The sequence below is a fragment of the Pirellulales bacterium genome, assembly GCA_019636335.1.
Lineage (GTDB): Bacteria > Planctomycetota > Planctomycetia > Pirellulales > JAEUIK01 > JAHBXR01.
In genome coordinates this window covers 1-25,667 of sequence record JAHBXR010000025.1, presented here as the reverse complement: position 1 = coordinate 25,667, position 25,667 = coordinate 1, and the positions used below count along the sequence as shown (strand labels likewise).

General features: G+C 65.1%; 22 protein-coding genes. 9 read left to right on the top strand and 13 right to left on the bottom strand.

Annotated features, from left to right (window positions below; genetic code table 11):
• Nucleotides 1–2: 2 nt before the first annotated feature.
• Nucleotides 3–1,019, bottom strand: coding sequence for an NAD-dependent epimerase/dehydratase family protein (locus tag KF708_20460; GenBank protein ID MBX3415068.1), 1,017 nt, complete (start codon nucleotides 1,017–1,019; stop codon nucleotides 3–5).
• Between the two features lie 232 nt (nucleotides 1,020–1,251).
• Between KF708_20460 and KF708_20455 the strand changes: the two genes are divergently transcribed.
• Nucleotides 1,252–1,680, top strand: coding sequence for a secondary thiamine-phosphate synthase enzyme YjbQ (locus tag KF708_20455; GenBank protein MBX3415067.1), 429 nt, complete (start codon nucleotides 1,252–1,254; stop codon nucleotides 1,678–1,680).
• A gap of 25 nt (nucleotides 1,681–1,705) precedes the next feature.
• On the opposite strand, the gene holB is transcribed toward KF708_20455, so the two are convergent.
• The 7 genes from holB to KF708_20420 all read right to left on the bottom strand — a co-directional run bounded on the left by holB (nucleotide 1,706) and on the right by KF708_20420 (nucleotide 10,628).
• Nucleotides 1,706–2,755, bottom strand: a complete 1,050-nt coding sequence (holB, locus tag KF708_20450) for a DNA polymerase III subunit delta' (GenBank protein ID MBX3415066.1) — start codon at nucleotides 2,753–2,755, stop codon at nucleotides 1,706–1,708.
• 25 nt (nucleotides 2,756–2,780) lie between these two features.
• The gene (locus tag KF708_20445) at nucleotides 2,781–3,656 is read right to left on the bottom strand and encodes a hypothetical protein (GenBank protein ID MBX3415065.1); all 876 of its coding nucleotides are present in this window, start codon (nucleotides 3,654–3,656) and stop codon (nucleotides 2,781–2,783) included.
• 221 nt (nucleotides 3,657–3,877) lie between these two features.
• Nucleotides 3,878–4,948: a transcriptional regulator gene (locus tag KF708_20440; protein ID MBX3415064.1), complete on the bottom strand. Its 1,071-nt coding sequence runs from the start codon at nucleotides 4,946–4,948 to the stop codon at nucleotides 3,878–3,880.
• Nucleotides 4,902–7,325 carry a TolC family protein gene (locus KF708_20435; protein ID MBX3415063.1) on the bottom strand — a complete coding sequence of 808 codons (2,424 nt, stop codon included), beginning with the start codon at nucleotides 7,323–7,325 and terminating at the stop codon, nucleotides 4,902–4,904. Before KF708_20435 ends, KF708_20440 begins: the two co-directional genes overlap by 47 nt.
• Before the next feature lie 335 nt (nucleotides 7,326–7,660).
• Nucleotides 7,661–8,704 (bottom strand): hypothetical protein, encoded by a 1,044-nt coding sequence (locus KF708_20430; protein MBX3415062.1) that lies wholly within the window; start codon nucleotides 8,702–8,704, stop codon nucleotides 7,661–7,663.
• 9 nt (nucleotides 8,705–8,713) lie between these two features.
• Nucleotides 8,714–10,240, bottom strand: a complete 1,527-nt coding sequence (locus KF708_20425) for a carboxypeptidase M32 (protein ID MBX3415061.1) — start codon at nucleotides 10,238–10,240, stop codon at nucleotides 8,714–8,716.
• A gap of 154 nt (nucleotides 10,241–10,394) precedes the next feature.
• Complete coding sequence (locus KF708_20420; GenBank protein ID MBX3415060.1) at nucleotides 10,395–10,628, bottom strand: hypothetical protein; 234 nt, start codon at nucleotides 10,626–10,628, stop codon at nucleotides 10,395–10,397.
• A gap of 148 nt (nucleotides 10,629–10,776) precedes the next feature.
• Here KF708_20420 and bshB1 point away from each other — a divergent pair, with 148 nt between their 5' ends.
• The 5 genes from bshB1 to KF708_20395 all read left to right on the top strand — a co-directional run bounded on the left by bshB1 (nucleotide 10,777) and on the right by KF708_20395 (nucleotide 14,440).
• Nucleotides 10,777–11,526, top strand: coding sequence for a bacillithiol biosynthesis deacetylase BshB1 (gene bshB1, locus KF708_20415; GenBank protein ID MBX3415059.1), 750 nt, complete (start codon nucleotides 10,777–10,779; stop codon nucleotides 11,524–11,526).
• 291 nt (nucleotides 11,527–11,817) lie between these two features.
• Nucleotides 11,818–12,786: a hypothetical protein gene (locus KF708_20410; GenBank protein MBX3415058.1), complete on the top strand. Its 969-nt coding sequence runs from the start codon at nucleotides 11,818–11,820 to the stop codon at nucleotides 12,784–12,786.
• A 95-nt stretch (nucleotides 12,787–12,881) separates the two neighbouring features.
• The gene (locus tag KF708_20405; protein ID MBX3415057.1) at nucleotides 12,882–13,136 is read left to right on the top strand and encodes a hypothetical protein; all 255 of its coding nucleotides are present in this window, start codon (nucleotides 12,882–12,884) and stop codon (nucleotides 13,134–13,136) included.
• A gap of 30 nt (nucleotides 13,137–13,166) precedes the next feature.
• Nucleotides 13,167–14,069, top strand: coding sequence for a tyrosine recombinase XerC (gene xerC, locus KF708_20400; GenBank protein ID MBX3415056.1), 903 nt, complete (start codon nucleotides 13,167–13,169; stop codon nucleotides 14,067–14,069).
• A gap of 107 nt (nucleotides 14,070–14,176) precedes the next feature.
• The gene (locus tag KF708_20395) at nucleotides 14,177–14,440 is read left to right on the top strand and encodes a MoaD/ThiS family protein (GenBank protein MBX3415055.1); all 264 of its coding nucleotides are present in this window, start codon (nucleotides 14,177–14,179) and stop codon (nucleotides 14,438–14,440) included.
• Nucleotides 14,441–14,533: 93 nt separating this feature from the next.
• Here the strand turns inward: KF708_20395 and KF708_20390 are convergent, their stop codons facing one another.
• Nucleotides 14,534–15,574 carry a type II secretion system F family protein gene (locus tag KF708_20390; GenBank protein MBX3415054.1) on the bottom strand — a complete coding sequence of 347 codons (1,041 nt, stop codon included), beginning with the start codon at nucleotides 15,572–15,574 and terminating at the stop codon, nucleotides 14,534–14,536.
• A 240-nt stretch (nucleotides 15,575–15,814) separates the two neighbouring features.
• Between KF708_20390 and KF708_20385 the strand changes: the two genes are divergently transcribed.
• From KF708_20385 to KF708_20375, 3 genes are read left to right on the top strand one after another with little or no spacing between them, the layout of a single operon-like run.
• Nucleotides 15,815–16,660, top strand: coding sequence for a prephenate dehydrogenase/arogenate dehydrogenase family protein (locus KF708_20385; protein MBX3415053.1), 846 nt, complete (start codon nucleotides 15,815–15,817; stop codon nucleotides 16,658–16,660).
• Nucleotides 16,644–19,583 carry a phosphoribosylformylglycinamidine synthase subunit PurL gene (gene purL, locus KF708_20380; GenBank protein ID MBX3415052.1) on the top strand — a complete coding sequence of 980 codons (2,940 nt, stop codon included), beginning with the start codon at nucleotides 16,644–16,646 and terminating at the stop codon, nucleotides 19,581–19,583. The genes KF708_20385 and purL overlap by 17 nt, the downstream gene beginning before the upstream one ends.
• A gap of 54 nt (nucleotides 19,584–19,637) precedes the next feature.
• Nucleotides 19,638–20,429 (top strand): phosphoribosylformylglycinamidine synthase subunit PurQ, encoded by a 792-nt coding sequence (locus KF708_20375; protein ID MBX3415051.1) that lies wholly within the window; start codon nucleotides 19,638–19,640, stop codon nucleotides 20,427–20,429.
• 72 nt (nucleotides 20,430–20,501) lie between these two features.
• Here the strand turns inward: KF708_20375 and KF708_20370 are convergent, their stop codons facing one another.
• From KF708_20370 to KF708_20355, 4 genes are all read right to left on the bottom strand, one after another.
• Nucleotides 20,502–21,269 carry an alpha/beta hydrolase gene (locus KF708_20370; protein MBX3415050.1) on the bottom strand — a complete coding sequence of 256 codons (768 nt, stop codon included), beginning with the start codon at nucleotides 21,267–21,269 and terminating at the stop codon, nucleotides 20,502–20,504.
• Nucleotides 21,270–21,522: 253 nt separating this feature from the next.
• Nucleotides 21,523–22,350, bottom strand: coding sequence for a hypothetical protein (locus tag KF708_20365; protein ID MBX3415049.1), 828 nt, complete (start codon nucleotides 22,348–22,350; stop codon nucleotides 21,523–21,525).
• Between the two features lie 9 nt (nucleotides 22,351–22,359).
• Complete coding sequence (locus tag KF708_20360) at nucleotides 22,360–23,319, bottom strand: class I SAM-dependent methyltransferase (GenBank protein MBX3415048.1); 960 nt, start codon at nucleotides 23,317–23,319, stop codon at nucleotides 22,360–22,362.
• A 138-nt stretch (nucleotides 23,320–23,457) separates the two neighbouring features.
• Nucleotides 23,458–25,464: a YgiQ family radical SAM protein gene (locus KF708_20355; protein MBX3415047.1), complete on the bottom strand. Its 2,007-nt coding sequence runs from the start codon at nucleotides 25,462–25,464 to the stop codon at nucleotides 23,458–23,460.
• Nucleotides 25,465–25,667 lie beyond the last annotated feature (203 nt).

Genomic DNA, 25,667 nt, shown 5'->3' with positions numbered 1-25,667 from the left:
CGTTAAAGCCAGCGCTGCGCCCGCCACCAGCGCACCGTTTGCTCCAAACGCTCGGCGAGTGTGGCGCTGGGACGGAAGCCCAATTCTTCGCGGGCCTTGGCCACCGAGCAGATCCAGGAGCCGGCCGAGGCCTCGCGGATCTTGTCGAAGTTGACGATGCCCGGCCGGCGCCGCACCCGCGCGGCCAGCTCGTTCACGCCAGCGAGGCCCCAACTGAAAATCTCCGGCGTGGGCGCGGCGAACGTCCAGCGACGTCCCAGGGCGATGCCGCACAGGCGTCCCAGTTCGGCATACGAAGGCTGATCGTCGAAGGCGATGAAGTAGTAGCCTTGGCCCGCGATTTGGGGCTGCGTCGCGAGACGCTTGCCCCGTTCGGCGGCCAGCAGGAGTCCTTCGGCCAGATCGCCCGCGTAGACGAGCGAGACGTAACGCTTGGCCAGGCTCGGCACGAAGTGGACGCCCGTCCAGCGGATCGGCACGAACATCTGCAGCATATCGCGATCCCCTTCGCCGAAGACGATCGGCGGGCGGACGATCGTCGTGGGGACGCGCTCGGCGTACGATTCGGCAATAATCTCGCCGGCCCGCTTGCTGCGACCATAGGTCGAAACGGGCGAGGCGGGATCGGTTTCCGTGCGATCGCGCCCGACGGGCGCCGCGCCGGCCGCGGCCAGGCTCGAGACATGCACGAGCACCGGGGGCTGTGGTTGCTCGGCGGCGGCTACGGCCAGGTTGCGCGTGCCCGTTTCGTTCACCGCTTGAAATCCCTCGGGTCGGAAGGATTTCGTCACCCCTGCCAGGTGATAGATCTCGTCGACTCCCTCGACGGCGGCCGCCAGCGAGGGGGCCTCGGTGACGTCGCCGGTGACGAGCTCGGCGCCGAGTTCCACCAGTGACGCCGTCTGCGATGTCTTCCGCACCAGGCAGCGCACGTGGCGGCCTTCGCGTTGCAGCACGCGCACGAGATGGGGGCCGATAAACCCACTGGCTCCGGTTACCAGGGCAGTCTTCGTCGCCACGCCACGCTCCAGAGGTCGCCGAATTCAGTCCCTGGCACGTCGTGGGCCGACGGCCAGACCGGTGAAAAACTTGAGGATAGAAGGCCGAGACGACAAGGGCAATCGCCTTGCGCCCTATCGCTAGCGCAAGCGCGCGGTGACTGTTACTGCCTGAACGTGCTTCGCCTGTTATGCTGCGTCCAAAGAAGAATGCGCCCTTGAATGTACGGACCCCTGACCCCTGACCACTAAAATGGCCTGGTTCCAATACACGGTGCAGCTTCATCCCCGGCGGCGCGGCTTCCATCTCATCACGCCCGAGATCGAGCGTGGGGCGACGGCCCTCTCGCGGATTCGCGTGGGGCTCTTGCACGTCTTCATTCAGCACACGTCGGCCTCGCTGACGATCAACGAAAACGCCGATCCCGACGTCCCGGTCGATCTGGAAAGCAGCTTCAACGCCATCGCCCCAGAAGACTTTCCTTACACGCACACGTGCGAGGGGCCCGATGACATGCCGGCGCATGTCAAAGCGGCACTCTTGGGCAGCTCGGTGAGCGTGCCGATCCGCGACGGGCATTTGGCACTGGGCACGTGGCAGGGCATCTATCTCTGCGAACACCGCAACCGCGCCGGGGGGCGGCGATTGATCATTACGGTGCAGGGGGAGCTGAGCGAGTAGAGGGTGCTACCCCCCCTAGGTTCATTCACGCGCCCAGTCGCGCGAGATCGTCGAGCCAGGCTTCGAGCACCGTGGCCTGGTTGGCGTTGCGGTCGACCTGTTCCATCGCCTTCAGGCAGCGGTCGAGACATTGCGCCGCCGTCGTCTCGTCTCCCGACCATTGCGTTAGCGCCCGGTCGACGATGCCACGTACCTCGCGGTCTTCGGCCAAGGGCGCGCCGACCAGGCCGCGCATCAATTGGCGATAGAACTCGGCCGCCTGGGCCAGCGCCTGCCGCGCGCGGTCACGGCGCGCCGAGGCCTGCGTGCCCGCCTCGTCGACGAAGGTGTTCAGAGCCTGGGCGAAGCGCACGCTCCCCTGACTGGGCTCGGCCAGGTGTGTCAGCAACTTGCCGCGAAACTGCCAGAAGTCAGGGTCGGACCAGGCCGTGGCGCGCGTGAGACTCCCCTCGGCGACGCCAAGCAGGCGTTCGGCCTCGGTCTCGTCGGTGACCAATCCCTCGCGGCGCAGCAACTCGGCCAGGTGTTCGTCGGACAAGGGGCGAAAGCGCACCGTTTGTGCCCGCGAGCGGATGGTGGGCAACTGCCGGTCGGCGCTCGTGCCGATCAGAATCAGCACCGAGCGCGGGGGGGGTTCCTCGAGCGTTTTAAGCAGACTGTTCGCGCCCTCGGCATTGAGATAATCGGCGTCGTCGATCACGGCCAGTTTGCGGCCACCCAGAAACGGCTTCAGCGAGAGGTGATGACAGAGCCCCTCGCGCATCCGGCGATCGTCGCGACCGATGAACAGCTCGACCGGAATCGTGCTCTTCTCCTCGGGCTTCTCCACGACTTGAAAATCGGGGTGATTCCCGGCGTCGAATAGCCGGCAGCTTTCGCACGTTCCGCAGGGGTTCATCTGCTCGGGCAAGTGCTGTTGGCAGAGGAGCGTCTTGGCCAACGCCTCGGCGAAGCGCCGCTTGCCGACGCCCGACGGTCCGACGAACAGAAACGTGCTCGCGAGCCGGCCTTGTGCGAGCGCGTGCCGAAACTGCTCGACGACGTCGTCATGTCCCAGGATGTTCTGCCAACTCACGGCGCCAAAACTCGCGGTTCAAGGACTATTCGGACTTGGGCAGGTAAACGCGCACCGCATCGTGCATCGAGTAGAGGCGAAAACCGTTGCCAGCTTCGATCAGCAGGTTACTCGATTGATTGTCTTCGAGCACGGGATTGCCAGCATACTTTTCCCAATGGCGCAAGTCATCGGATACTGCCAGGCACGAATTCCAGGTTCGCGGCGCCGCTTCATCGCCGCTGCCGTGGTACGAGGCGTAGTAACGCCCCTTGTATTTGATGACCTGATTCAAGGCGATCATATTGTCGTCGTACGCGCCCGGTCCAGGACGCAGCACGGGCTCGTCCTGCACGTTCGTCCAGATCTTCAAGTCCTGGCTCGAGGCCAGCCACACGGCCTGATCGCCCCGTTCATAGAACAGGTACCAGGTGTCTCCTTCGACCAAGGCGGTCGGCGTACCGAAGGGGCCCGGCGTGAGAGGCCGGCCGTCGGTATAGCGCACGTCGAGCGGGCCGACGCGCGTCCAGTCGACGCCGTCGGGCGAGGTCAGTAGTTGCGCGCGATCTCCCACCCCCTCGGCAAACATGTAGAACGTGCCGTCGCGCGGCACGACCATCATGTCTTCGACCCAATGCTCCGAGTAAACGGGATTGTGCGCGTCGCGCTTCCAGTTCAATCCATCGGACGACGTGGCATGCCCCAGCAGCTTGATTCCTTCGCGCGTGCCGTCGTAGCCGGTGAACCACAAATGCCAGAGATCGCCGTCGCGCAGGATCCAGCCGCGCTCGCGAATCTTCGCGTCCCAGTGGCCGGGCCCCTCGCCGGTGAAGATGGGGTTCTTCTCGTAGGGGACGAACTCGACCAGCTCGGCGGGGAACGCCTCCGTCGCGATGGGGGACGCAGCCTGGGCAGAAGCCACTCGAGGGCACAGAGCCACACAGACCGAAAGCGCGAGCGCGACGAGTACGGGGAACTTCAAACGAAGAGGCGGCAGGGTGTGTAACACGGAACAAGCTCTCATCGGGATCGAAGGTGGGAAAGCTGCCACGGTACTCGAACGAGCAAGTCTGGCGGCGCACGCCCCGCGGGGCAAGGGCATGGCGGCAGCGGGCAAGCTCGGGGCTGCCGTCGGGCCGTGGTTCAGACCTTGCCCGCCGCCGACGGTCGTGCCCGTCGCGCAAGCTGGCGTTTGCCCGTTCGACGGGGAGCAGGCAGCTTCTCGCGATGCGTGGTGGGCTCGGCGGCGGCCCCATGTTTGCCGTTGGCGACGACTCGATATTGCACCGCCATCCGTTCCGCGGCGTCGGCCACGCGCCGGCGCAGGGGGGCGGGGGCGAGTACCTCGGCCTGATCGCCATACCCCAGGATCCACCACGAGATCTCGCCCAGCCCCGAGACGGTGGCAAAGTAGTCGAGCGAGCCATCGGCGTGCCATTCGACCCGCTGCGTCTTGTGCCACAGCACTTCGGCCACGTTGCCTGCCACCAGAGGGCGAAACCGCACGTGGATCTCGTGATCGGGCCCTGGCTCGGGAATGAGGTGCCAGGCGTTGCCGAGATAGCGTTCGAGGTTGAAGCGGCTGGGAATCGCATAGCGCTCGTCGAGAACTTCGACGTCGAGAATCCGCCCCAGGTTGAAGGTGCGCGTCGCGCGGTGCAGCGACGAGCGGCCAATCAGGTACCAACTACGGCGGCTGAAAACGAGCCGGTGCGACTTTACCTTGGTGGCGATGACCTCTTGCTCGGCGAAGCTGTTGTACCGCAGCCGCACCGCACGGCGCTGGCCTATCGCTGCCAGCAGCATCTCGTACGTCGTGTGATGTCCGGCCAGCGGGTTCGCGGGAGCGAGCTTGATGCTGACCGCGCGCGTCACTTCGCGGAGGTGGTCGCGCAGGCGTTGCGGCAGCGTGCTTTCGACCTTCAGCGCGGCCGAGCGGGCCGGCCCGCAAAAGGGGACCCCCGGCGTGTCCCCCAGCTCCTGGCAGAGCAGGATCAACGAAAGTGCCTCCGACGTGTTAAAACTCGTCGGAGGCAAGATGCCCGCGGTCGTGAGATCGTAGCGGAGGTGCTCGTCGTCGAAGACGAGCGGCACCCCGGCATCGCGCAGCAATTCGAGATCGCGAAAGATCGTGCGCCGGCTGACGCCCAAGGTTCGCGCCAGCGAATTAGTGGTTTGTGGGAGTCCACCCTGTAGTTGGATAAGAACTTCCAACAACCGCTTTAGCCGGGCGCGTTTCATACGGTGCTGCCCCAGCCATCGGCTGGTCACCGGAGACAGGTTGCCACTGCTGCTGGTAGTTGGCGTGGGCCACCTGCCCTCGTGGGCTGGCGCCGAACGTTCCCCCCGCAGGTTGCACCATATTACCCGACGCCTGAGGCATTGTCGCGGCAACCGGGGCCACGGCCGTGCCCGGGGCCGACGAGCCGCCGATGCCGAGCGAGCCCCAGTTGAACGGCGAGGTGGTGCCGACGCTGGGGGCGACCGCCGCGCCCGCCTGCGGCATCGGGCGGAGCCGAGCCTGCGGGCCGCTGGTAGCCGGAGGAGTCGTCTCGATGCTCGGCGTGCCGAAATTCTGCTCGGACATCGGCACCGGCACTTCTTCGGCACCCTTGGCCGGCGTCGGGAAGTTCTGTCCCGGAGTTCCAACCGCACCACCCAGGTTCTGGGCCAGCGGGCCGCGGCTCAGCACCCGGGGATGCGTGAAGCCGTAGTTCATGTATAGGGCAGCGTCACGTTCGCGAGCACGCTTGCGGGCATCGAAGTAGGCCTTGCCGGGCCAGGGGCCTTCGGCCAGCATCACGCCGTTGTATTCCAGCAGCGAGCCCTTGCGGAGATGCACCGACATGATCGCCAGGTTGAAATCGACCAGCGAACGGTAGTAGGCGCTCTCGGCGTCGGCCAGTCGCCGCTGGGCGTCGAGCAGCACGTCGAGCGTGACGGTGTCGGTCTCGTAGGCCGCTTCCACGGCGTTCACCTGGTGCTGAGCGGCGATACGACGGTTGAAGTTCGTTTCGCTCAGCGTGTAGCCGCGGTCGAGGTTACGAATCGCATCGGACAACTGGTGCGACAGCTCGAGTTCTTGATCCTGCAAAATCGCCCGTTCGCGAGCCAGGTTCAACTGGGCATTGCGGACACCGGCCAATTCCCGGCGGAAGCCGATCGGCATGCTGAACTGCAAGCCGAGCTGCCATTCCTGGAAGTCGCCATCGGTGAGGATTTCCCAGGCGTTCGTATCGACGAAGTTGTTGAATGACGACCCGTTGGAATCGATGAGCTTGTCTCCCAGGCCCACCCAACGATAGCGGCCGATGGCGTCCAAGCGGGGCAGCAGGAAGTTGCGTGACGCGATGAGCTCCATCTCGCGTTGCTTGATGGTCCACTTCTGGCGGCGCAGCTCGACCTGGCGAGCCAGCGATTCGGCGTGAACTTCGTACCAGTCGAAGTGTACTCCCGCCGTCGTGGGCTCGTCGGCCGGACGGATCAGGCGTCCGTCGGTCGCGGCCAGACCGATGATGTATCGCAAGCGGTTTTCGGTGGCGTAGAGGTTGTTCAACGCCTGTTCGACCTGCGTGCGGAACAGGAAGTACTGTTCGCGGGCCTGGGCTTCCTTCTCCGCCTCACCACCACGCGAGCTGGTGTCGAAGAGGGCCTTGATTCGTCGCCACGTTTGCAGGGCACTATCGCGACCGGCGACAACCGAGTCGAGGTTGCGGTAGGCGAAGTACAGTTCCCAGTAGGCGGTTTCGACGTCGGCGACCAGGTTGCGGACGCCGATCTCGAAGTCGGCCAAGGCGATATCTTCACGGATGCGGCCGATGACCACACCGTTGCCGAAGAAGAAGCCCGGTTGTGCTCGCGGGCCGGCGATGCGGTTGAACGTCACGCCACCCCCTTGCAACAACGGCTGGCTGAACAGGGCTTCGAGGTTGACGTTCCAGTCGCTGGGGGCCGCACGGGTCGGATTGTTGTTCCAGTCATAGACCGTGTTGTGCCGGACGGCGAACGTACCACCGGTGGCCGCCGTCTTCTGCAACTGTGCCTGGAACGTTCCCAAGTCTTGTTCGAACACCGGCACGAAGATCTGATCGAAGATCTGGTTCTGCGTGTTCAAGTTCACGGGACGCTCGTTACGGTCCCACGAAACGCTCGACGACAACTGCGTATCGAAGGCCGACAAGGCACCCTCGACACCCGTGAGCGGGTTCGTTTCGACGATCGCCGGGTCGTAGACCGTGGGCGTGACCTGCGGGCTACGGAGGACCGAGTTCGGCACAGGCTGAACCTGGCCACCCAGCGACCGCATCACGCGGCTATTCTGCAGGGCGTAGTTCACCGCGTCCTGCAGGGTGAGGTCCCAGATTTCCCGGGCCTCGGAATTGATGAGGGTCAGCGGCGGCAACGCGCCGTCGACTTCGGCGAGGCTGCACACCTCGACGTCGGGGAATTCAATCTCCGTCGCCACTCCCTTGTAATGCGAGAGATCGCCGTCCTCAAAGAAGTAGAACGGCTGGCTCGGGGCACATCCGGTCACCAGTGCCAAAAGGCACGTGACCGCGGCTGCCCAGATGGGTTGAACTTGCCGGCTCATGGATTCGCATTCCTCTATGGGGGGTCCGGTCGAACGGCGATCGGGCCAAATCCTCCAGCCGGAGGAATCGGCAAGCTTCATATCGGCAGCGCAACCGGCAAACTTGGGAAAATTCCTACAACCGGCAATCACTGACCATTTGACCCAAACTAACTTCTGGCCGGTTTTGCGAGGAATTCGCAGGGTGAGACCTCTCAGATGCCGCAGAAAAATGAGCGGCTCGAGACGGTGAGCAGAAGAATTGCCCGGTGTCGGCATAAAGAATCGTTGCTAGCCTTCCGTAGCTAGCAAGCTTGGCGTGGTCGGGGGCTATGCAAAAAAGGAGTGACCGCGCGTCAGTCGCTGCCACCCAGCCAGCGGCGCACAGCGCCCCAGGCCTGACCGACGAGCTTGCCCGTGGCAAGGTCCGCGGTGATCGTCGATCGATCGGAAGAGAAGTTGTGCCAGACCGCCTCGATATAGGGGGCGCTCGTTTCGGCCAGCGTGCCGTAGAGACCACGCCGGCGAATCTCGGCGGCGGCCTGCTCGTAGTGGTCCACGACATGGCGATCGAACAAGGAGCCGGCGACCCGCACGGAAGAGAGCGCGCCGCGCCCCAGACGCGACATCCGGTCGAGCGAGTACAGCGCCATCGTGCCGGAGACATCGAGCACCGAGACTCCCTCGCGACGAGCCAGATCCTGCATGTCGCGCCAGAGCCGCTCCAACTCGGCCTGGGGAATCACCTTCGTGGGGTCGACCGACTGGATCGACTGCCGGGTTTCGTCGATCGATTGCCGCAGCCCTTCGACCGACATCGGAGGCGTATCGAACGTGGTGGCCGCCATCGAAGAGGTCTTGGCGACCGCCGCCAGCAGATCGTCGACGTGATCGATCGTCGACCGCTCGTCGATGATCCCTTGCTCTTTCAGCTCGCGGCTGAGCTCGCGCAGATAAGTCTGCGAGCCGTAGGCCACGTCGCTAACGATGGCCAGAAACGTGATCGGCGAGACGTGCAGCGTGGCCAGCGAGGCCATTTCGAGAAAGTTGCCCACCGCCTTGCGGGCCACGAAGTTCTCGACCTCCGCTTGCGTCTCGGACGACGCGCTCCGTTTCACGCCGCCGACATCCTCGGCCAGGTAGTCGAGCATCTGCCGAACGAAGACGGTGTAGGTCTTCGAATTCTGAAAGGCCTGCGGCACGAGCAGCGCGGTCGACTCGCGGAGCGCTCCGGCGGCCAGTCCCGCGCCAGTTCGCAAGGCCCGCTCGGGCAACGACAGGCCGAAGAGCAAATACCGCTGTACGCTGCTATAGCCGGGATCGCCGGTCGACGGCTCTGCGCCGCGAGGATCCGCGGGTAAGGGCTCATCGGCCGGCGTGTCGTGGGATTCTTCGGCCATGCGTTCACCTCACGATTTCAGGCCGTAGAGGGGGCCAAACTTGCCACGCAAATGTGCTATCAACGGGCGATGCGAGAGAGGCTTGCCCGTCACTCGCTCGACGAGTTGCGTGGCGCTGTAGCGCCGCCCGTGGCGGTGAATCTTCTCGCGGAGCCAATCGCGTAGCGGCAAGAAGTCGCCACGTTCGAACAGCGCCGCCAGTCCCCCCAAGTCGGTATCGGCCTGCTCGGCGAACTGGGCCGCGTAGAGGTTGCCCAGCGAATAGGTGGGGAAATAGCCGATCAAGCCCGCGCTCCAATGGATGTCCTGTAGCACGCCGTCGGCATCGTTCGGGGGTGTGATGCCCAGGTACTGCTGGTACTTCTCGTTCCAGGCGCCGGGCAGATCGGCCACGACCAGTTCGCCCGCGATGAGCGCCTGTTCCAGCTCGAAGCGGATCAGAATGTGTAGATTGTACGTTGCCTCGTCCGCCTCGACACGAATGAGCGAGGGCCGCACGTCGTTGATGGCGAAGTAGAAATCGTCGAGCGCGACCTGGCCCAATGCCTCGGGGAAGGCCTGCTGTGCCTGGGGGTAGAAATAATTCCAGAACGCGCGGCTGCGACCGACCTGATTCTCCCACAGGCGCGACTGCGATTCGTGAATGCCGAGCGAGATCGCTTCGCCCAGCGGGAGGCCGTAGTTTTCGCTGGGCAGCCCTTGTTCGTAGATGCCGTGGCCGGCCTCGTGCAGGATGCCAAAGAAGGCGCCGGGAAAATGGTGCTCGTCGTAGCGGGTCGTGATCCGGCAATCGCGCGGCCCCGTCGTCGTGCAGAAAGGATGCGCCGTGACGTCGAGTCGGCCACTGTCGAACTCGAAACCGATCCTGGCCGCGGCGGCCGTGCCGAACCCCTCCTGCGCGCGGCGCGGGTAGAGCCGGGTGATGAGCTCCTCGTTCGGCCGTCGAGAGCTGGCGCCGATCTCCGCCACCAGGGGGACCAGGTCCTCGCGCAGGGCGGCCAGTACGGCAGTTACTTCCAGCGTGCGAGCGCCCGGCTCGTACTCGTCGAGCAACGGATCGTACGAGCTTTCCTGGTAGCCCAGCGCCGCCGCTTCCTGCCGCTTCAGGTCGATCATCTTGGTCAGCAGCGGGGCGAACTTGGCGAAGTCGTCCCCCTGCCGGGCCACGATCCAGGCCTGCTGCCCCAAGACGGCCGTGCGGGCCAACTCCTCGACGAGCGGCTTGGGGAGCTTCACCTTGCGGTCGTACGTGCGGGTGAGCTCCTTGATCGTGGCGCCGGTCTCGCTCGTGGGATCGGCCGCCAGGGGGCTGGCTTTCAGTGCCGCGAGCCACTCGCCGAGCCGGGGATCGGTCCAGCGGTCGTGAATCATGCCCGAGAGATAGGTGATCTGCTCGGCGCGATACTCGCCGCCGGCCGGTGGCAGCATCGTGCGTTCGTCCCATTCGAGCAGATCGAGGGTGGATTTCAGCAGCGCCGCTTCGCGCACGTGCTGGCAGAGGTCGTCGTAGGCATCTCGATCGGTGGCAGTCGTCATGAGTTCGCATCGCGGCAGGAGCGGCCGACCGTCTGCGAGCCGTCCAGGGCATCGCGCAGAAACGAACGGACAACCAAACCGCGAGGGTACCGCCTACGCAGACGGTCAACAAGCAGCCCCGATCGTGCGGGCCAAGAAGTCCCGAGCTGGACGTTTAGCGAAAGCCGAGACGGCGCTCGGTTTCGCGCGCCTTGTCGCTGATGCCGACGGCGTGATCGTGCTTGGATTCGGGGCGTGCCCGTTTCGTCCAATCGCCTAGGGGGTCGCGCTCGGAACTCTCGACGCGCGGAGCGCTGCTGCAACCCGGCAGACAAGGCGCGCCCCCGAGGATCGACAGACACACGGGCAGCGTCACGGCGCGGCGGAGATAGTCGGCAAATCGGCGCATCGGGTAGTGCTGAGAATGGTCGCGAGCATGCATCCCTGCGAGCGTTCGACGTTCGAACGTCGCCGTCGATGGTTCACGGCGGCGGCAGTCTGCCAGAAGGTGCCGCTAGCGTCCAGAGCAGTTGAATTGCCAAGCGAATGCCGTCACGATGGTCCGTCATACTTCCTGGATTGTCGGGGGGGGCCATCTTTTTGCCAAGGAAATCATCTTGCTCGACGTACTCGTCATTTCGCCCCATCCGGACGACGCCGAGCTCGGTATGGCGGGAGCCATGCTCCGCTTCAAGGCCGACGGCCAGCGAGTGGGCATTCTCGATCTCACCTCGGGAGAACCCACGCCCCAGGGGAGCCTGGAGATCCGCGCTCGCGAGACCGAGGCGGCCACGAGGATCTTGGGCATCGATTGGCGGCGGAATCTCGGGCTGCCGAACCGCAGCCTCGAGCACACGCTGGAGGCCCGGCGCCAGCTTGCTGGCGTCATACGCCAGGTAAAGCCGCGGTGGCTGTTTGCGCCCTACTGGGTCGACGCCCATCCCGACCATGTGGCCGCCACCGATCTGATCGAGGCGGCCCGGTTCTGGGCCAAGCTGTCGAAATCGGACCTGCCGGGGGAGCCTTTCCACCCGCAACGGGTCTTTCATTATTTCTGTGTGCATCTGCGGCTTTCGGTGCCTCCGGCGTTCGTGCTCGATATCTCGGACTATTGGGAGGAGAAGCGCGCCTCGATCGAGTGCTATCACAGCCAGTTCCTGGCCGGACGGCCCCCGGGCGCGGCCACGATCGTCGATCGCCTGCGCGACGAGGCCGCCTACTTCGGCGGACTGATCGGCGTGAAATATGGCGAGCCGTTCGCGAGTCGTGAGCCGCTCGGACTGGCCAGCTTCCGCGACTTCGTCTGACAGCACGGCGATGACGACGCGGTCCGCCGGCGCTGCTGGCAATCGCGCGAAATGACAAATCGGCTACAGAGCGCCACGCACGAACGCCGATAGACCGGCCATCGCCGAATATCGTGCGCTGGCGCGCGACGTTCGTCGCCCGTTTGCGTCGGTCGTTCCAGGGGGGCTTCCTGGATCCGCCGTGCGTCGCGCATGCCACGTCCTTGGGCTCCATCACTGTTGCGCTGTCTGCTCCTCGCGCTAGCGCTAGGCGGGATGGCGACGTCGTCGGGCTGTCAATTCCTGCCCGAGATCGCGCACGAACCGGTGATTCATAATCCGTTTCCGCAACTCTCGAAGGTCGCGGTCGCGCCCTTCTTCAATCTGAGCGCCGAACCGACGGTCGACGGCCGGCAGTTCGCCCTGGCCTACTTCAATGCGCTGCAGAGCATTCCGGGCTTCGAAGTGCTGCCGGTCGGAGTGGTCGAGCGCAAGATGGTGCAACACAAGCTGTCGCTTGCCAGTCCCGACGATGCGCGCAAGCTGGCGCAGTTGTTGGGCGTGGACGCCGTGGTGGTCGGCGCGGTGACCGACTTCTCGCCCTACTATCCGCCGCGATGCGGTCTGCAAGTGGAGTGGTACGCGGCGAACCCGTGCTTCCACGCGATCCCGCCGGGCTACGGTCTGCCTTGGGGTACTCCGGAGGAGGAACAGATCCCGGCGCCGCTGGTATTCGAGGCAGAGATGGCGCTGGCTCGCGCGCAGCTAGCGACGCAAACGCCTTATTCGCCACTCGAGGTCTGGCCCGAGTCGGACGCCGCGCTGCGGCAGCCTGCGCCGAATCGTCTACCCGGCGGGGATACGGATGAAAAGACCTTGCTCAACGAAGGGCAAGAGGTGGTGCATCACGAACCGCACGCGCCAGGCGCCATGGATGCTACAGTCGCGCCAGACGTTGCAACCCTTCCGGAAGGTTGGCCCAACCCACTGGGATTCATCCCACCACCACCTTCGCCCGTGCGCCCGCTTTGCGAGCCGAGTGGCGAGCCGGTGCTGGTCCACACGGCGATCTACAACGGTCAGGACGGCGAATTCACCGAAGCACTGGCCAGTTATTACTTTTTCGAGGACGACGCGCGCTTCGGCGGCTGGCAAGGCTATCTCCAGCGCAGCGATGACTTCATTCGTTTCTGCTGCCATCTGCACATCTCGGAGATGTTAAGTGCGCGTGGTGGGGCAGGAGAAACGCGAGTGGTGTGGCGCTGGCCAGCGCGCCGATAAGTTCACTGTCGAGGCCGAGCACGGAGCAGCGCTCGACCGTCGAATGTCACTGCCAGGCATTCGGCTCGTACTTGAGGCAGGGAGGAAGCAGTCTCGTGAGTCAGGACATCAACGTGCTCGCGCTAGTCAAGGGCCAAGAGCGCTACGTGTTTCTCTATGACGACTCGAGTCGTGCCGAGACCCTGCGAACGCTGGGCCGCTTCGCCTCGAACCCGGAGTTGAGCTTCACCTGGTACGACGCCGCCGTGCTCAGCCAGAAGATTCGCCAGGAGGCCGCCGCCGTACCCCTGACCTCCTCGCGGCCACGCTTCAAAATGCCGTTGGCCACCGATACCGACGAACTGGGCTAAGCACTCGTGCCGGTTGAAGACGCGCACTCGATGCGGACGGCCATCGCCCGCTTTCTCGATTACCTGCGGGTCGAACGCAACGCGTCGCCGCTGACCGAGAAGAGCTATCGCGAGGATCTCGAAGCGCTGGCCGGCTACCTGGCCGACCTCAACGGCGGAGATTGCCCCCCGCCCGAAGAGATCCAAACGCTCGACCTCCGCGGGTACGTCGCCGCGCTGCACGAGGCGGGCTATGCCCGCACGACCATCGCTCGGCGCCTGGCCTCGTTGCGGAGCTTTTTCCGCTTCGGCCAGCGCGAAGGTTGGGCCAAGTCGAACCTGGCCAAGCCGCTGCGCAATCCGCGGCAAGCGCGCACGCTGCCCCACTTTCTTTCGACCGAGGAAGTCGGCCGTTTGCTCGACGCGCCGGCCGACCGCGGTCCGCTCGGACTGCGTGATCGGGCCCTGCTCGAAACGCTCTACTCGGCCGGACTCCGCGTCAGCGAGGTCGTGGGGCTCAATGACGGCGACGTCGATCTCGACTCGGGCGTGATCAAGGTCCGCGGCAAGGGGCGCAAAGAGCGGCTGGCCCTGTTGGGTTCGTACGCCGCCAAGGCGATCAAACGCTGGCTCCGCGTGCGCACGCTGCACGTGCGCGAGGCGTCGGGCGCGAGCGCACCGGTGTTTGTGAATAAGTTCGGCCGCCGGCTCACGACGCGCAGCGTGGGCCGCTTGCTCGAAAAATATCTCCGCGAAACCGGGCTCGACCGCCGCACCACACCCCACACGCTACGGCACAGCTTCGCCACGCATCTGCTCGATCGCGGCGCGGATATCCGCAGCGTGCAAGAACTGCTGGGGCATAAAAGCCTTTCCACCACGCAGATCTACACGCACGTCAGCACGACAGCCCTGCGCGCGGCGTACGAACGTGCCCATCCCCGCGCGAAGTAGTGCCTTCACTCCGGCTTCGCACCCAGCGGGGTCGACTTCGGCTAGAATGAGCCTGACGCCGGGCATGGCGCTTGGTGTCGTGCATTCCCCCCGCGGCAGCCTGAACGATGGCCATCGTCTTCATTCCTCACCAGATGCGTGATCTGACCGGGGGCGTAGCCCATCTCGAAGTCGAGGCGAAATCGTTGCGCCAAGCCATCCGCGCGCTCGACGAGCAGTTTCCCGGCATCGCCGCACGGCTGACCGCCGGCGAAGGGCTTTCGCCGGGCATTCAAGTCTCGATCGATGGCGCCATCTCGAGCCGAGGCCTGCTCGCGCCGATCAAGCCCACGAGCGAAGTACACTTCCTGCCCGCTATCGGCGGCGGATGAGGGCATTTTAAATTCCTCACGGACGCATTCTAAAGATTCGATGTTCGCGGATCGTAACCCGAAGCGTCAGCGAAGGTAGTTCTTCGACACTGCCTACATCTTCAACGCGTCGTTGATCGTGCCGATGTAGAAGAACGCCAGCTTGAAGATGATGGCGATGATCAGCATCGCCACGAGCGCCCAGACGGCAAAACCAGCCAGTACGGTCAGCGTGCCGAGGGCGCGCTGCGCCTGTTCCTGGTACTGCCGCGAGAGCAGCGCCATCGACTCGGGCAGGCGGCCGCTCCGTTCGCCGATCTCGAGATGATCGAGAAAGTCGCGCGGGTAGGGAGCCGAACGCGAGAGCGCCTCGCTGATTTCGCGCCCCGATTTCACGGCCCGGACGACGTCGTCGCTGGCGTTGGCGTACTCGAGCATGTGCGTGCTGCGGAGCGAGAGGGGCAAGGCACGCGTCAGGGCCATGCCGGCATCGAGCGTCACGTGCAACGACCACGCCAGTCGCGACAATGCCAACGTCCGCAGGCTGGGCCCCAGGACGGGCAGGCGCACGAGCAGCCGTTGCACCGGCGCGGTCCAGGCCAGACCTCGCCGCAGTGCCTGCACCAGAATCGCTACCACCACGGCGATCGACCCCACGATGAGCAGGTAGATCATCAATCCCGACGTGCCGACGAGGCCAAACCCCAGGATGTCGATCGGCTGACCTCCCGCCGGCGCAATTACGCCCATGATGAAGATCAACAGTCCGACGATGCCCACGGCGGCGGTGAGTTGAATGGCCGGCCAGGCGAGCGCGGCCAGAAAGTTTCGTCGCAGGGTGAGCTGATGCTCGTAATGCTCGGCCAGTTGGCGGAAGACTTCGGAGAGGCGCCCCGTTTCTTCCCCGACCTCGACCATCTCGTGGAAGAGTGTCGGGAAGTAGTTGCCGGTGCGGGCGAGCGAGTCGACGAGCGTATCGCCGCGCGAGATGCCATCGTGAATCACCGCCAGGCGACGTTCGAGCCCCGAGGCGGAGCGGCTGGAAGTCTCGCGCTCCAGCAGACGCCGCAGGTCGATGCCCGCCTCGAGCGCGGTGCCCCAACGGCGGCAAAGAGAAGCCAACTCACGCAAACCAACGCGAGGAGCGAAGATCATGTCGGTCGCCCGTAGCAGAGGACCCAATGGCGAGCGACGTAACGGAGGCCTCTTCTCCGTAGCCGGCGGCCCGCAACGCCGAGCGAACCGGGGCGGCCCCCGATTCTCCGACGATGCCCCGATTATAGACAGTCGTCGCTGGCGATACCTGGAATTCCCTCTGCCCACTAGCCCCTGCCCACTGACCACTGATTTGCTAGAATCGGGCACTTCCAAGGCTTCGGCCGTAGTGCGGGAACTATGAGCACCTGGAATTCCGTGGCCATTGTGGGTGTCGGCCTGATCGGTGGATCGATCGGCTTGGCCCTGCGCCACCGGAGATTGGCAGACCGGGTGGTGGGCATCGGCCGGCGTGAAGAAAGCCTGCGGGTGGCCAAGTCGCGCGGGGCGGTGACCGCCACGACCACCAGCCTGGCCACCGGAGTGGCCGACGCCGAACTGGTGATCGTCTGCACGCCGGTCGAGCAGATCGCCGAGCACGTTCGTCAGACGGCCGAGCATTGCCCCAGCGGCGCCCTGGTGACCGACGCCGGCAGCACGAAGGCCTCGATCGTGGGGCAACTCGGGGGCGACCTGGGGCGCGACGTCCGCTTCGTGGGGAGCCATCCCTTGGCGGGGGGCGAGAAGTCTGGTCCGGGCGAGGCCGACGCCGATCTGTTCGTCCAGCGGGTCGTGGTCGTGACTCCCGATCGCCACACCCGGCCGCAAGACCGCGAGGCGATCTCGCAGTTTTGGACGAGTCTCGGGGCCCGTGTCGTCGAGATGTCGCCCCAGGCGCACGATAGCGCGGTGGCCACGACCAGCCATCTGCCGCACGTGGTGGCGGCGGCCTTGGCGGCGGCCGTGCCGGAAGAAAACTTTGCCATCTCGGCCGGCGGTCTCCGCGATACGACACGAATCGCGGCGGGCGATGTGGAACTGTGGACGCAGATTCTGCTCGACAACCGCGAGCCGGTCCTCGCGGCGCTCGACGCGTTCGATCGCTCGCTCGCGGCCTTTCGCGCCGCCTTGGAGGCGCGCGACCGCGAACAACTGAAACAGGCCCTCAACCAGGCGAAACGGAAGCGCGATGCTCTGGGAAGTTGATATTCATCCGGCCGAAGGCCAGCCCGATCTGGCCGCCCGACAAGTCCGGCTCGAAGCCGCCGAGTTGGGGCTCTCGCAAGACCTGCGTCTGCGATCCGCGCGGGGCTTTCTGCTCGAAGGCGAACTTGGCCGCGAGGACGCCGACCGTATCGCCCGCGAATTGCTGGCCGATACGGTCGTCGAGCGTCCGGCGGTCGGCGCCGTCGGCGATGCCGCCATCACGGATCAGGGGGCGTCGAACGAGGCGCGGCTCGTCCACGTCTTGCCCAAGCCGGACGTGATGGATCCCGTCGCCGAAAGCACCATCGCGGCCATCGCCGACATGGGGTTGCGAGTGCGCGCCGTCCGCACGCTGCGGAAATATTGGTTCGATCAGCTCAGCGACGAACAATTGCGCCTGTTGCGCACGAAGGTCCTGGCCAACGACGCCATCGAAGAGGTGATTGTCGGGCCGTTGACATTCGACCGGTTGGCCGTGGGAGCCCCCTACTCGTTCAAGCTGCAGACCGTGCCCCTTTCGACCCTCGACGAGGCGGCGCTCGTGCGTCTCAGTCGCGAGGGACAGCTTTATCTGTCGCTCGCCGAGATGCAGACGATCCAAACGCATTTCCGCGGGCTGGGCCGCGAACCGACCGACATCGAGCTCGAAACCGTCGCACAAACCTGGAGCGAGCACTGTAGCCACAAGACCCTCAAAGGACGCATTCACTACCGCGACGAGTCGGGCTCGCGTCACTTCCAGAACATGCTCAAGGAGACGATCTTCGCCGCCACGCAGTCGATCCGCCGCACGCTCGGCGCCGACGACTGGTGCGTCAGCGTCTTCGAGGACAACGCCGGCGTCGTGACGTTCGACGACCACCACCATGTGGTGTTCAAGGTCGAGACGCACAATCACCCCTCGGCGCTCGAGCCTTACGGCGGCGCCAACACGGGGCTGGGTGGAGTGATTCGCGATCCGCTGGGAACGGGTTTGGGCGCCAAGCCCATCTGCAATACGGACGTCTTTTGCTTCGCGCCCCCCGATACCCCGGCCGAGGAGATTCCCCCCGGCGTGCTCCATCCGCGACGCGTGATGCGCGGGGTGGTCTCTGGCGTGCGCGACTACGGCAACCGCATGGGCATTCCCACGGTGAACGGCGCGGTCTATTTCGATCCGCGCTATCTCGGCAATCCGCTCGTTTATTGCGGCAATGTGGGCTTGTTGCCCAAGGACAAAGCTCGAGGGGCCGCGCGGCCGGGCGATCTGATCGTGGCCGTCGGCGGTCGCACGGGCCGAGACGGCATTCATGGCGCGACGTTCAGCTCGGCCGAGTTGACCTCGGAAAGCGAGAGCGTTTCGGGGGGGGCCGTGCAAATCGGCAACGCCATCACCGAAAAGAAAGTGCTCGACGTGATCCTCGCCGCCCGCGATCGCGAGCTCTACACGGCGATCACCGATTGCGGCGCCGGTGGCTTTTCGAGCGCCGTCGGCGAGATGGGGGCCAAGATCGGCGCCCAGGTCTGGTTGGATCGCGTGCCGCTCAAGTACGACGGCCTATCGTACACCGAGATCTGGATCTCCGAAGCGCAGGAACGGATGGTGGTGGCCGTGCCGCCGGAGAAATGGGAAGCTCTCGCGGCGCTCTGCCGGTCGGAAGGGGTCGAGGCGACCGCCATTGGCGAGTTCCTGCCCACGGGCCGCCTGAAGCTCATCTACCACGACCATGAGGTAGGCGATCTCTCGATGGAGTTTCTCCACGACGGTCAACCCCCGGTCGTGCGCGAGGCGGTCTACCAACCCGCTCCGATCGAGGCGTTCAAACTGCCCGAGGCCGGCCGCGGCGATTGGACCCCCACACTGACGAAGATCCTGGGCTCGCTCAACGTGGCGAGCAAAGAGTGGATCATTCGCCAGTACGATCACGAAGTGCAGGGAGGGAGCGTCGTGAAGCCGCTGGTCGGCGTGTCGAACGACGGGCCCGGCGACGCCGCCGTCGTGCGGCCGGTGCTGGGCTCGCGGCGCGGCGTGGTGGTGGCCTGCGGCATGAACCCGCAGTACGGCGACTTCGACACCTACGACATGGCCGCCAGCGCCATCGACGAGGCGATTCGCAATTGCATCGCCGTCGGCGCCGACCCGGCGCGGATCGCCATTCTCGACAACTTCTGCTGGGGGGACTGCGAGCGAGCGGAGACGCTGGGCTCGCTCGTTCGCGCGGCGCTGGCCTGCCAGGATCTGGCCGTCGCCTTTGGCACCCCCTTCATCAGCGGCAAGGACAGCCTGAACAACGAGTTCAAATACACCGACACCTCGGGCCAGCGGCAATCGATCGCCATTCCGCCGTCACTCTTGATTAGCGCCATCGGCCAGATCGACGACGTCAGCCGCGCCGTGACGATGGACTTGAAACGCGGGGGCAACTACCTCTACCTCGTCGGCACGACGCGTGCCGAGATGGGGGGCTCGCATCTGAACCTGGTCGAGGGCGGAGCGGGGGGGCTCGTCCCGAAGGTGATTCCCGAGCGGGCGCTGGCCACGTTCCGCGCCTTGCATGGCGCGATTCGTGAGCGACTCGTCCGCGCGTGCCACGATCTGAGCGAAGGTGGTTTGGCCGTAGCGCTGGCCGAAATGGCCTTTGCCGGCGGCCTGGGGGCGGAAATCGAGCTGGACCGCGTCCTCCACGACATGCCCCCCAGCGAACTGGCCGATGCCACGCTGCTGTTCAGCGAATCGAACTCGCGCTTCTTGTGCGAGGTGGCCCCCGAACAGGCCGCGGCGTTTGAAGGCGCCCTCGGCCAAGTACCGCTGGCCAAGATCGGTCAGGTGACCGAGACGGGGCGCGTGCAGGTGTGCGGACTCGCCAGTACCGGAGGCAAGCTCGTTATCGATGAAGATATCGCCGCGCTGAAAGAGGCCTGGCAGGCGCCGCTTCGCTGGTAGGTTTGTCGTCGCGTTTTTCTTGATTCGGAATCCTTAGCACGAACTGATGGCGACATGGCACGACCCCGCGTGTTGATCCTGCGAGCGCCTGGCACGAACTGCGACAGGGAGACCGCCTTCGCCTTCGAACGCGCGGGGGGCCTGCCCGAGTCGATCCACATCAATCGACTGCTCGAACGTCCGCGGCTGGTCGACGATTTTCAGATCCTCTGCCTGCCCGGCGGCTTCAGCTACGGCGACGACATCGCCGCCGGACGTATCCTGGGCAATCAGATCCGCCATCACCTGGCCGACGCGCTGGGCCGCATGAAGGCCGACGGCAAGCTGATCCTCGGCATCTGCAATGGGTTTCAGATCCTGCTCAAGTCGGGCGATCTGCTCGACACGGTTCGCGACGGCGAGCCCGCCGCCACGCTCACTTTGAACGACGGCGGCCGCTTTGAAGACCGCTGGGTACACCTCGACTGCCGCGACTCGAAGTGCATCTTCTTCCAGGGCATCGACACGATGTATCTGCCGATCGCGCACGCCGAAGGCAAGTTCGTCGTCCGCTCGCAGTCCTTGCTCGACGAGATGACCGCCGCGGGACAGGTCGCGTTGCGCTACACGACGGGCGCGGGAAATGCCCCACCGTCGACCGAGCCGCTGCCGTTTCCCGCCAACCCGAACGGCGCCATGGCGAACATCGCCGGCTTGTGTGATCGCTCGGGGCGCGTCTGCGGCTTGATGCCCCATCCCGAGCGTCACATCGACTTCACGCAACATCCGCAATGGACCCGCCGCGAGCCGGTCGAGCACGGCGACGGTTTTGCCGTGTTCCGTAACGCGGTGCGGTACTTCAGCTAAGTCTCGACACGCTGCACGAATTCTGGGTGGCACTGCTGGTTTGCCCAGCAGTGGCTCGTTGAACGTTGGTGTTCATTGGGGCGTCTGCTGCGCGTCATCCGCCGACTGCTCGGCCAGGAAGTCGATGATAGCTTGCCGAAATTCCTTACGAAACACGCACGTGACATGATTGGCCCCCTCGATTTCGACGACCGGCACGTCGGGGCGCACTTCGAGCAGGGGATCGACGCGGCGTTCGAGCAGCCCGTCGTTGCTGCCGATCACGACCTCGATCGGTTGCTGGATGGCGGTCAGTTGCTCGCGCGTGATGCCGAGCGTGGGAAATCCCTGAGCGCAGGCCTGTAACGGTTTCAGCTCTTCGCCCGCGGTCGAATCTTCGCGGGAACTTTCCGCCAACTCGATCCAGCCCATGCCGCCGATAAGCCCGCTGCGCACGCGCTCGGGGTGGGTGGCGAGCACCTTCAAGGTAATCATGCCCCCCATCGAATAGCCGACGAGATGCGCGCTGTCGATCTCGAGATGGTCGAGCAGGCGCACAATGTCCTCGGCCATGACGGCGCCATATTCGCCGGGCGATGTTGGCTTGTCGCTCAGCCCGTGTCCGCGGTTGTCGATGGTGATGACGCGATACTGCCTGGCGAGCGGAGCGATAATGCCCGGGATGCGCCAGTTCATGTCGCCCGAGGCGGTATAGCCATGAATCAGCACGACCGGCGGGCCCGAGCCCTCGTCGGTATAGCGGATCTTCACGCCGTCGGAGTCGAAGGATTGATCTTTTGCCAGACTGGGCAGCACCAGACAACTCGCGGTCAGTACGAGGAACAACACGGATATACGCATCGTGGAAGGCATCGCGTTTCCCTTAATTATAGAGCGACTCGGGGTGGCATTGGCTTTGCCAATGCTGGGCGAGTGGAGCAGTATTTGTACGTACCTGGCTCGTGACGATTGAATTCTTGATCGAATCAAAGAGCGAAGCTTCGCTCAAGTTGAACCTTTCGCAGCGTGATAGAAGCTTTCTTAGTAAGCACTAGCAAAGCCAGTACCACCCAGCGTCCAAACTCTTGCCTCATATGCTTGATCGAAGTTGGGCTCAATCCCCAGTCGCCCCGCGTGCGAGGCGGCGCTGGCGGAGCGCCTCGTAAAACAGCACGGCGGCCGTGGCCGAGACGTTCAGACTGTCGGCTGCCCCCAGCATCGGCAAACGCAGCGCGGTAATCTCGGGGGCACGCCAGACGTCGGAGAGTCCGGCGGCCTCGCTGCCCAGCACGAGGGCGGTCCTGCCCGAGAGATCGACCTCGGCATAATCGCGCGCGGCGTCGGGGCGCGCCGCCACGATCGAATCGACCCCGCGCTGCCGCAGCCAGGCGAGCGCGCGTTCGCTGGTGGCCGTGCGGCACGGAACTGTGAAGATCGTCCCCAGGCTGGCCCGAATCGTGTTGGGGTTGAAGAGATCGCTCACCGGATCGGCCACGATGACCGCGGCCACGCCGGCCGCATCGGCGCTGCGCACGATGGCTCCCACGTTGCCGGGCTTCTCGAGCCCCACGAGCACGGCCACCACGCCACTGGCGGCTAGCTCCAACTCATCGAGCGATTGCTCGGGGGGGCGCGCGACGGCGACGAGGCCTTCGTTCCGCTGGCCGAAGGCGATTTTTTCGAGCACGCCGGGCGAGACGTCGAACCTCGCGGCGCTCGTCGTGGTGAGCTCGTCGAGCGCCTGCTGAGCCTCTTGCGTGCGGAGATTCTCGCGACAGACGAAGTATTCGACAATGTGTAGTCCACCGAGCAACGCGCGTCTGATCTCGCGCGCTCCGTCGATGAGAAAACGCTGCTGCTGGGCGCGATCGCGCGCGTCGCGCAAGGCGGCGGCCTGCTTGACTCTGGGGTTCTGCGTGCTGGTGATCGTGGTCGCGGTCATGCGTCGATTCTAAGCCAACGCCGTCCAGCGAGCCACGACACCGGCGTCGAGCGTCCGCCCATCGCCGGCGCGAAGCTTCAACCGCTTGGCCTCGACGCGGGGACCACAACTGCCGAAAAAGGCCTCGGACAGGCAGGCCCCCAGTTCGGCCGGGCCGAAGCCGGGAGAGTGGCAGGTAAGCAACACAAACGCCGGAGAAGTTCCCTCTGCCTGCGCCCTGGCGTCCGCGACTTGCGCGGCAAGTTCGGCGCCCGCCTGTATGCGAGCGGGTTGCCGCGTCGAGGCGGACGCCGGTTGCAGGCCGAGCAGAACCGCGCACTCGCGCAAGAGGGGCAGCAAGTGCTCGCCCAGCTTCCAGGGTTCCCCCTTGGGACCGTGGCCGTAACTGGGGGGATCGAGAATCACCGCGTCGTAGTGGTTGCCTCGGCGAACCTCGCGGCGTACGAAACGGGCCGCGTCTTCGACGATCCAGCGGATCGGCGCCTCGGCCAGCCCGCTCTGCCGCGCGTTGCGGCTGGCCCAGGCGACGGTATTCCGCGCCGCATCGACGTGGACGACCGACGCGCCGGCCGCGGCCGCCGCCAGCGTGCTGGCGCCGGTGTAGGCAAACAAATTCAACACCTTGAGCGGGCGCCCGGCGCTGCGCACTTGTCGCGCGAGCCAGTCCCAGTTCTCGGCCTGCTCGGGAAAGACGCCCACGTGGCCGAACTCGGTGCGTTTGAGTTCCAATCGCCAGTCGCCGTGTTCGACGATCCAGGGAGAGTCCGCTTCGCGCGCGACGTGCCATTCTCCTTCGTCGCGCGTCGTACGCTCGAATCTGGCGTCAGCGCTCGGCCAGACGCGAGTCTCCGCATGGCGTAACGTTCGCTCGGCGGCGGGCGAGGGGCGATCGATCACGTAGCCGCCGAATCGTTCCAGCTTGCGACCGTCGCCGAAGTCGAGCAGCTCGTACTGGGAGGAATCGAACATAAAGTGAAAGGACTATTCAGTTCGCGGCGAGAGAACCCTTCAGAGAGCACTGGCGTAGCCAGTGGCACCCAGATCGGCCAAACTTGTGAGCCTGCTCTGCACTGGCTGGCAGCACCCGGCAGCCTGTGCCTCTTGCCGTTACTGCTGACCCTTTCGCGTGCGGCGCGTCTGCGTGGTGCGATGCGGACGATAGCCTCCACTGCTCTGTTTGCGCGACTCGCGCTTCGAGGGTTTTTCCTTGGTCAAGGTCTGCGTCGCTTCGGTACGCCGCCGACGCAGGGCTTCCTTCGGCGGACGCGACGGAATCAGCGAATCGCAGCCGTCACCGATCAGATCGCGCCGGCCGGCCATCTCCAACGCCTTGCGCACCTCGAAATAATTCTCGGGCTTGAAGAATTGCAACAAGGCTCGTTGTAACTTGCGATCGCTCAAGTGCTGCGCCACGTAGACCGGCTTCATCGTGAAGGGATCGAGTCCCGTGTAGTACATGGCCGCCGCGATATCCATCGGGCTGGGGATAAAATCTTGCACCTGGTCCGGCTGATACCCTTGCCGCTTGAGAAACAACGCCAGCTCGATCATCGAATCCAGCGTGCTCGCCGGGTGGCTGGCGATGAAGTAGGGCACCAGGTATTGCTGCTTGCCTGCCTCCTTCGACGCCCGTTGAAACTCGCGGTCGAACTCCAGGAAGTCGTCGTTCGCCGGCTTCTTCATGGCGTCGAGCACCTGCGGATCGACGTGCTCGGGCGCGACCTTCAACTTGCCCCCCACGTGATGGCGGACCAGCTCGCGCATGTAGACCGGATCGCGCCGGGCGAGATCCATGCGAATGCCCGAGGCGATAAATACCTTGCGCACGCCCGGCTGCTGACGTGCCTCGCGCATCAACTCGATAAGCGGTCCATGATCGGTCCCCAGCAGCTTGCAGATGGTCGGGTGAACGCAGCTCAACCGCCGGCAGACGGCTTCGACCTCGGGGCGCGAGCAGCGCATCTCATACATGTTCGCCGTCGGGCCCCCCAGATCGCTCACCACTCCGGTAAAGGAGGGATCTTCGCCCATGCGGCGCACCTCGCTGAGGATCGATTCCTTCGAGCGGCTCTGAATGATGCGACCTTCGTGCGCCGTGATCGAGCAGAACGTACAGCCGCCGAAGCAGCCACGCATGATCTGCACGGAGTGCTTCACCACGTCGTACGCCGGTATTTTCGCCCCGCCGTACGCCGGATGCGGCTTGCGCGTGAAGGGCAAGCCATACACGCGATCCATCTCGGCCTGCGCGAGCGGAATCGCCGGCGGATTGGCCACCACCCATTCCCGACCGTGCGCCTGGGCCACGCGACGCGCGTTGTGCGGGTTCGTCTCGTTGTGAATCAAACGCGTGGCCAGCGCGAAGGCGCGCTTGTCGGTCGAGACTTCCTCGAAGCTCGGCAGACGCAAGGTTTCTTCGCCCGGCTCGGGCTCGCTGGCCCCCAGGCGATAGACCGCGCCGCGGAGATCGCGCAGGTCGCGCACCGTTTCGCCCGCGGCCAGACGCCGCGCGACTTCGATGATCGCGCGTTCTCCCATGCCGAAGATCACCAGGTCGGCCTTGGCGTCCATGATGATCGCGCGGCGGACCTTGTCGCTCCAATAGTCGTAGTGCGCCAGACGTCGCAGGCTGGCCTCGACGCCGCCGGCGATGACCGGCACCCCCTTGTATGCCTCGCGAGCCCGCTGGCAGTAGGCCAGCGTGGCGCGATCAGGCCGGCGACCGATTTGTCCGCCCGGGCTATAGGCGTCGTCGTTGCGCACCTTGCGGTTGGCCGTGTAGTGATTGATCATCGAGTCCATGTTGCCCGCGCTGATCGCATAGAACAGTCGCGGACGGCCGAACTCGCGCCACGGCTCGCACGAGTGCCAGTCGGGCTGGCTCAGGATGGCGACGCGGAAGCCCTCGCTTTCGAGCAGCCGGCCCAACAGGGCCATCGCGAAGCTGGGGTGATCGACGTAAGCGTCGCCGCTGACGAACACGATGTCGACTTCGTCCCAGCCGCGAGCCTCCATCTCGGCGCGCGACATCGGCAACGGCGGCGTCGCCACCGGCACGACGGGCGCAGCCGCGGGCTGACCCAGGATCGGCAGGAGTGAGGAGGAGCTAGACATAATCGCTCGACAGGAAAAGCACTCGGCCTGGGGACGTTTACCCGGCGCAAGTTAGGCGGGACCATCGTATTCTACTCGCCATACCGCCTGAGGCCCACGGGCCTCAGGCGGGCGATTGCGGGCTGTTTGCAGGGGTCGAATCGTCCAGAGGGCACTTTGCGGGACGACATAGGGCATCGACGGACTAGAATTCGCCTTCTCCC

What these genes read in the sequence shown, in the direction of transcription:
- KF708_20375 (MBX3415051.1), top strand. Translation starts at nt 19,638, where the DNA reads ATGGCACGACCCCGCGTGTTGATCCTGCGAGCGCCTGGCACGAACTGC.
- purL (MBX3415052.1), top strand. Translation starts at nt 16,644, where the DNA reads ATGCTCTGGGAAGTTGATATTCATCCGGCCGAAGGCCAGCCCGATCTG.
- KF708_20395 (MBX3415055.1), top strand. Translation starts at nt 14,177, where the DNA reads ATGGCCATCGTCTTCATTCCTCACCAGATGCGTGATCTGACCGGGGGC.
- KF708_20390 (MBX3415054.1), bottom strand. Translation starts at nt 15,574, where the DNA reads ATGATCTTCGCTCCTCGCGTTGGTTTGCGTGAGTTGGCTTCTCTTTGC.
- KF708_20420 (MBX3415060.1), bottom strand. Translation starts at nt 10,628, where the DNA reads ATGCGCCGATTTGCCGACTATCTCCGCCGCGCCGTGACGCTGCCCGTG.
- KF708_20365 (MBX3415049.1), bottom strand. Translation starts at nt 22,350, where the DNA reads ATGACCGCGACCACGATCACCAGCACGCAGAACCCCAGAGTCAAGCAG.
- KF708_20360 (MBX3415048.1), bottom strand. Translation starts at nt 23,319, where the DNA reads ATGTTCGATTCCTCCCAGTACGAGCTGCTCGACTTCGGCGACGGTCGC.
- xerC (MBX3415056.1), top strand. Translation starts at nt 13,167, where the DNA reads ATGCGGACGGCCATCGCCCGCTTTCTCGATTACCTGCGGGTCGAACGC.
- KF708_20370 (MBX3415050.1), bottom strand. Translation starts at nt 21,269, where the DNA reads ATGCGTATATCCGTGTTGTTCCTCGTACTGACCGCGAGTTGTCTGGTG.
- bshB1 (MBX3415059.1), top strand. Translation starts at nt 10,777, where the DNA reads ATGGTCCGTCATACTTCCTGGATTGTCGGGGGGGGCCATCTTTTTGCC.
- KF708_20385 (MBX3415053.1), top strand. Translation starts at nt 15,815, where the DNA reads ATGAGCACCTGGAATTCCGTGGCCATTGTGGGTGTCGGCCTGATCGGT.
- KF708_20430 (MBX3415062.1), bottom strand. Translation starts at nt 8,704, where the DNA reads ATGGCCGAAGAATCCCACGACACGCCGGCCGATGAGCCCTTACCCGCG.
- KF708_20425 (MBX3415061.1), bottom strand. Translation starts at nt 10,240, where the DNA reads ATGACGACTGCCACCGATCGAGATGCCTACGACGACCTCTGCCAGCAC.
- KF708_20455 (MBX3415067.1), top strand. Translation starts at nt 1,252, where the DNA reads ATGGCCTGGTTCCAATACACGGTGCAGCTTCATCCCCGGCGGCGCGGC.
- KF708_20355 (MBX3415047.1), bottom strand. Translation starts at nt 25,464, where the DNA reads ATGTCTAGCTCCTCCTCACTCCTGCCGATCCTGGGTCAGCCCGCGGCT.
- KF708_20435 (MBX3415063.1), bottom strand. Translation starts at nt 7,325, where the DNA reads ATGAGCCGGCAAGTTCAACCCATCTGGGCAGCCGCGGTCACGTGCCTT.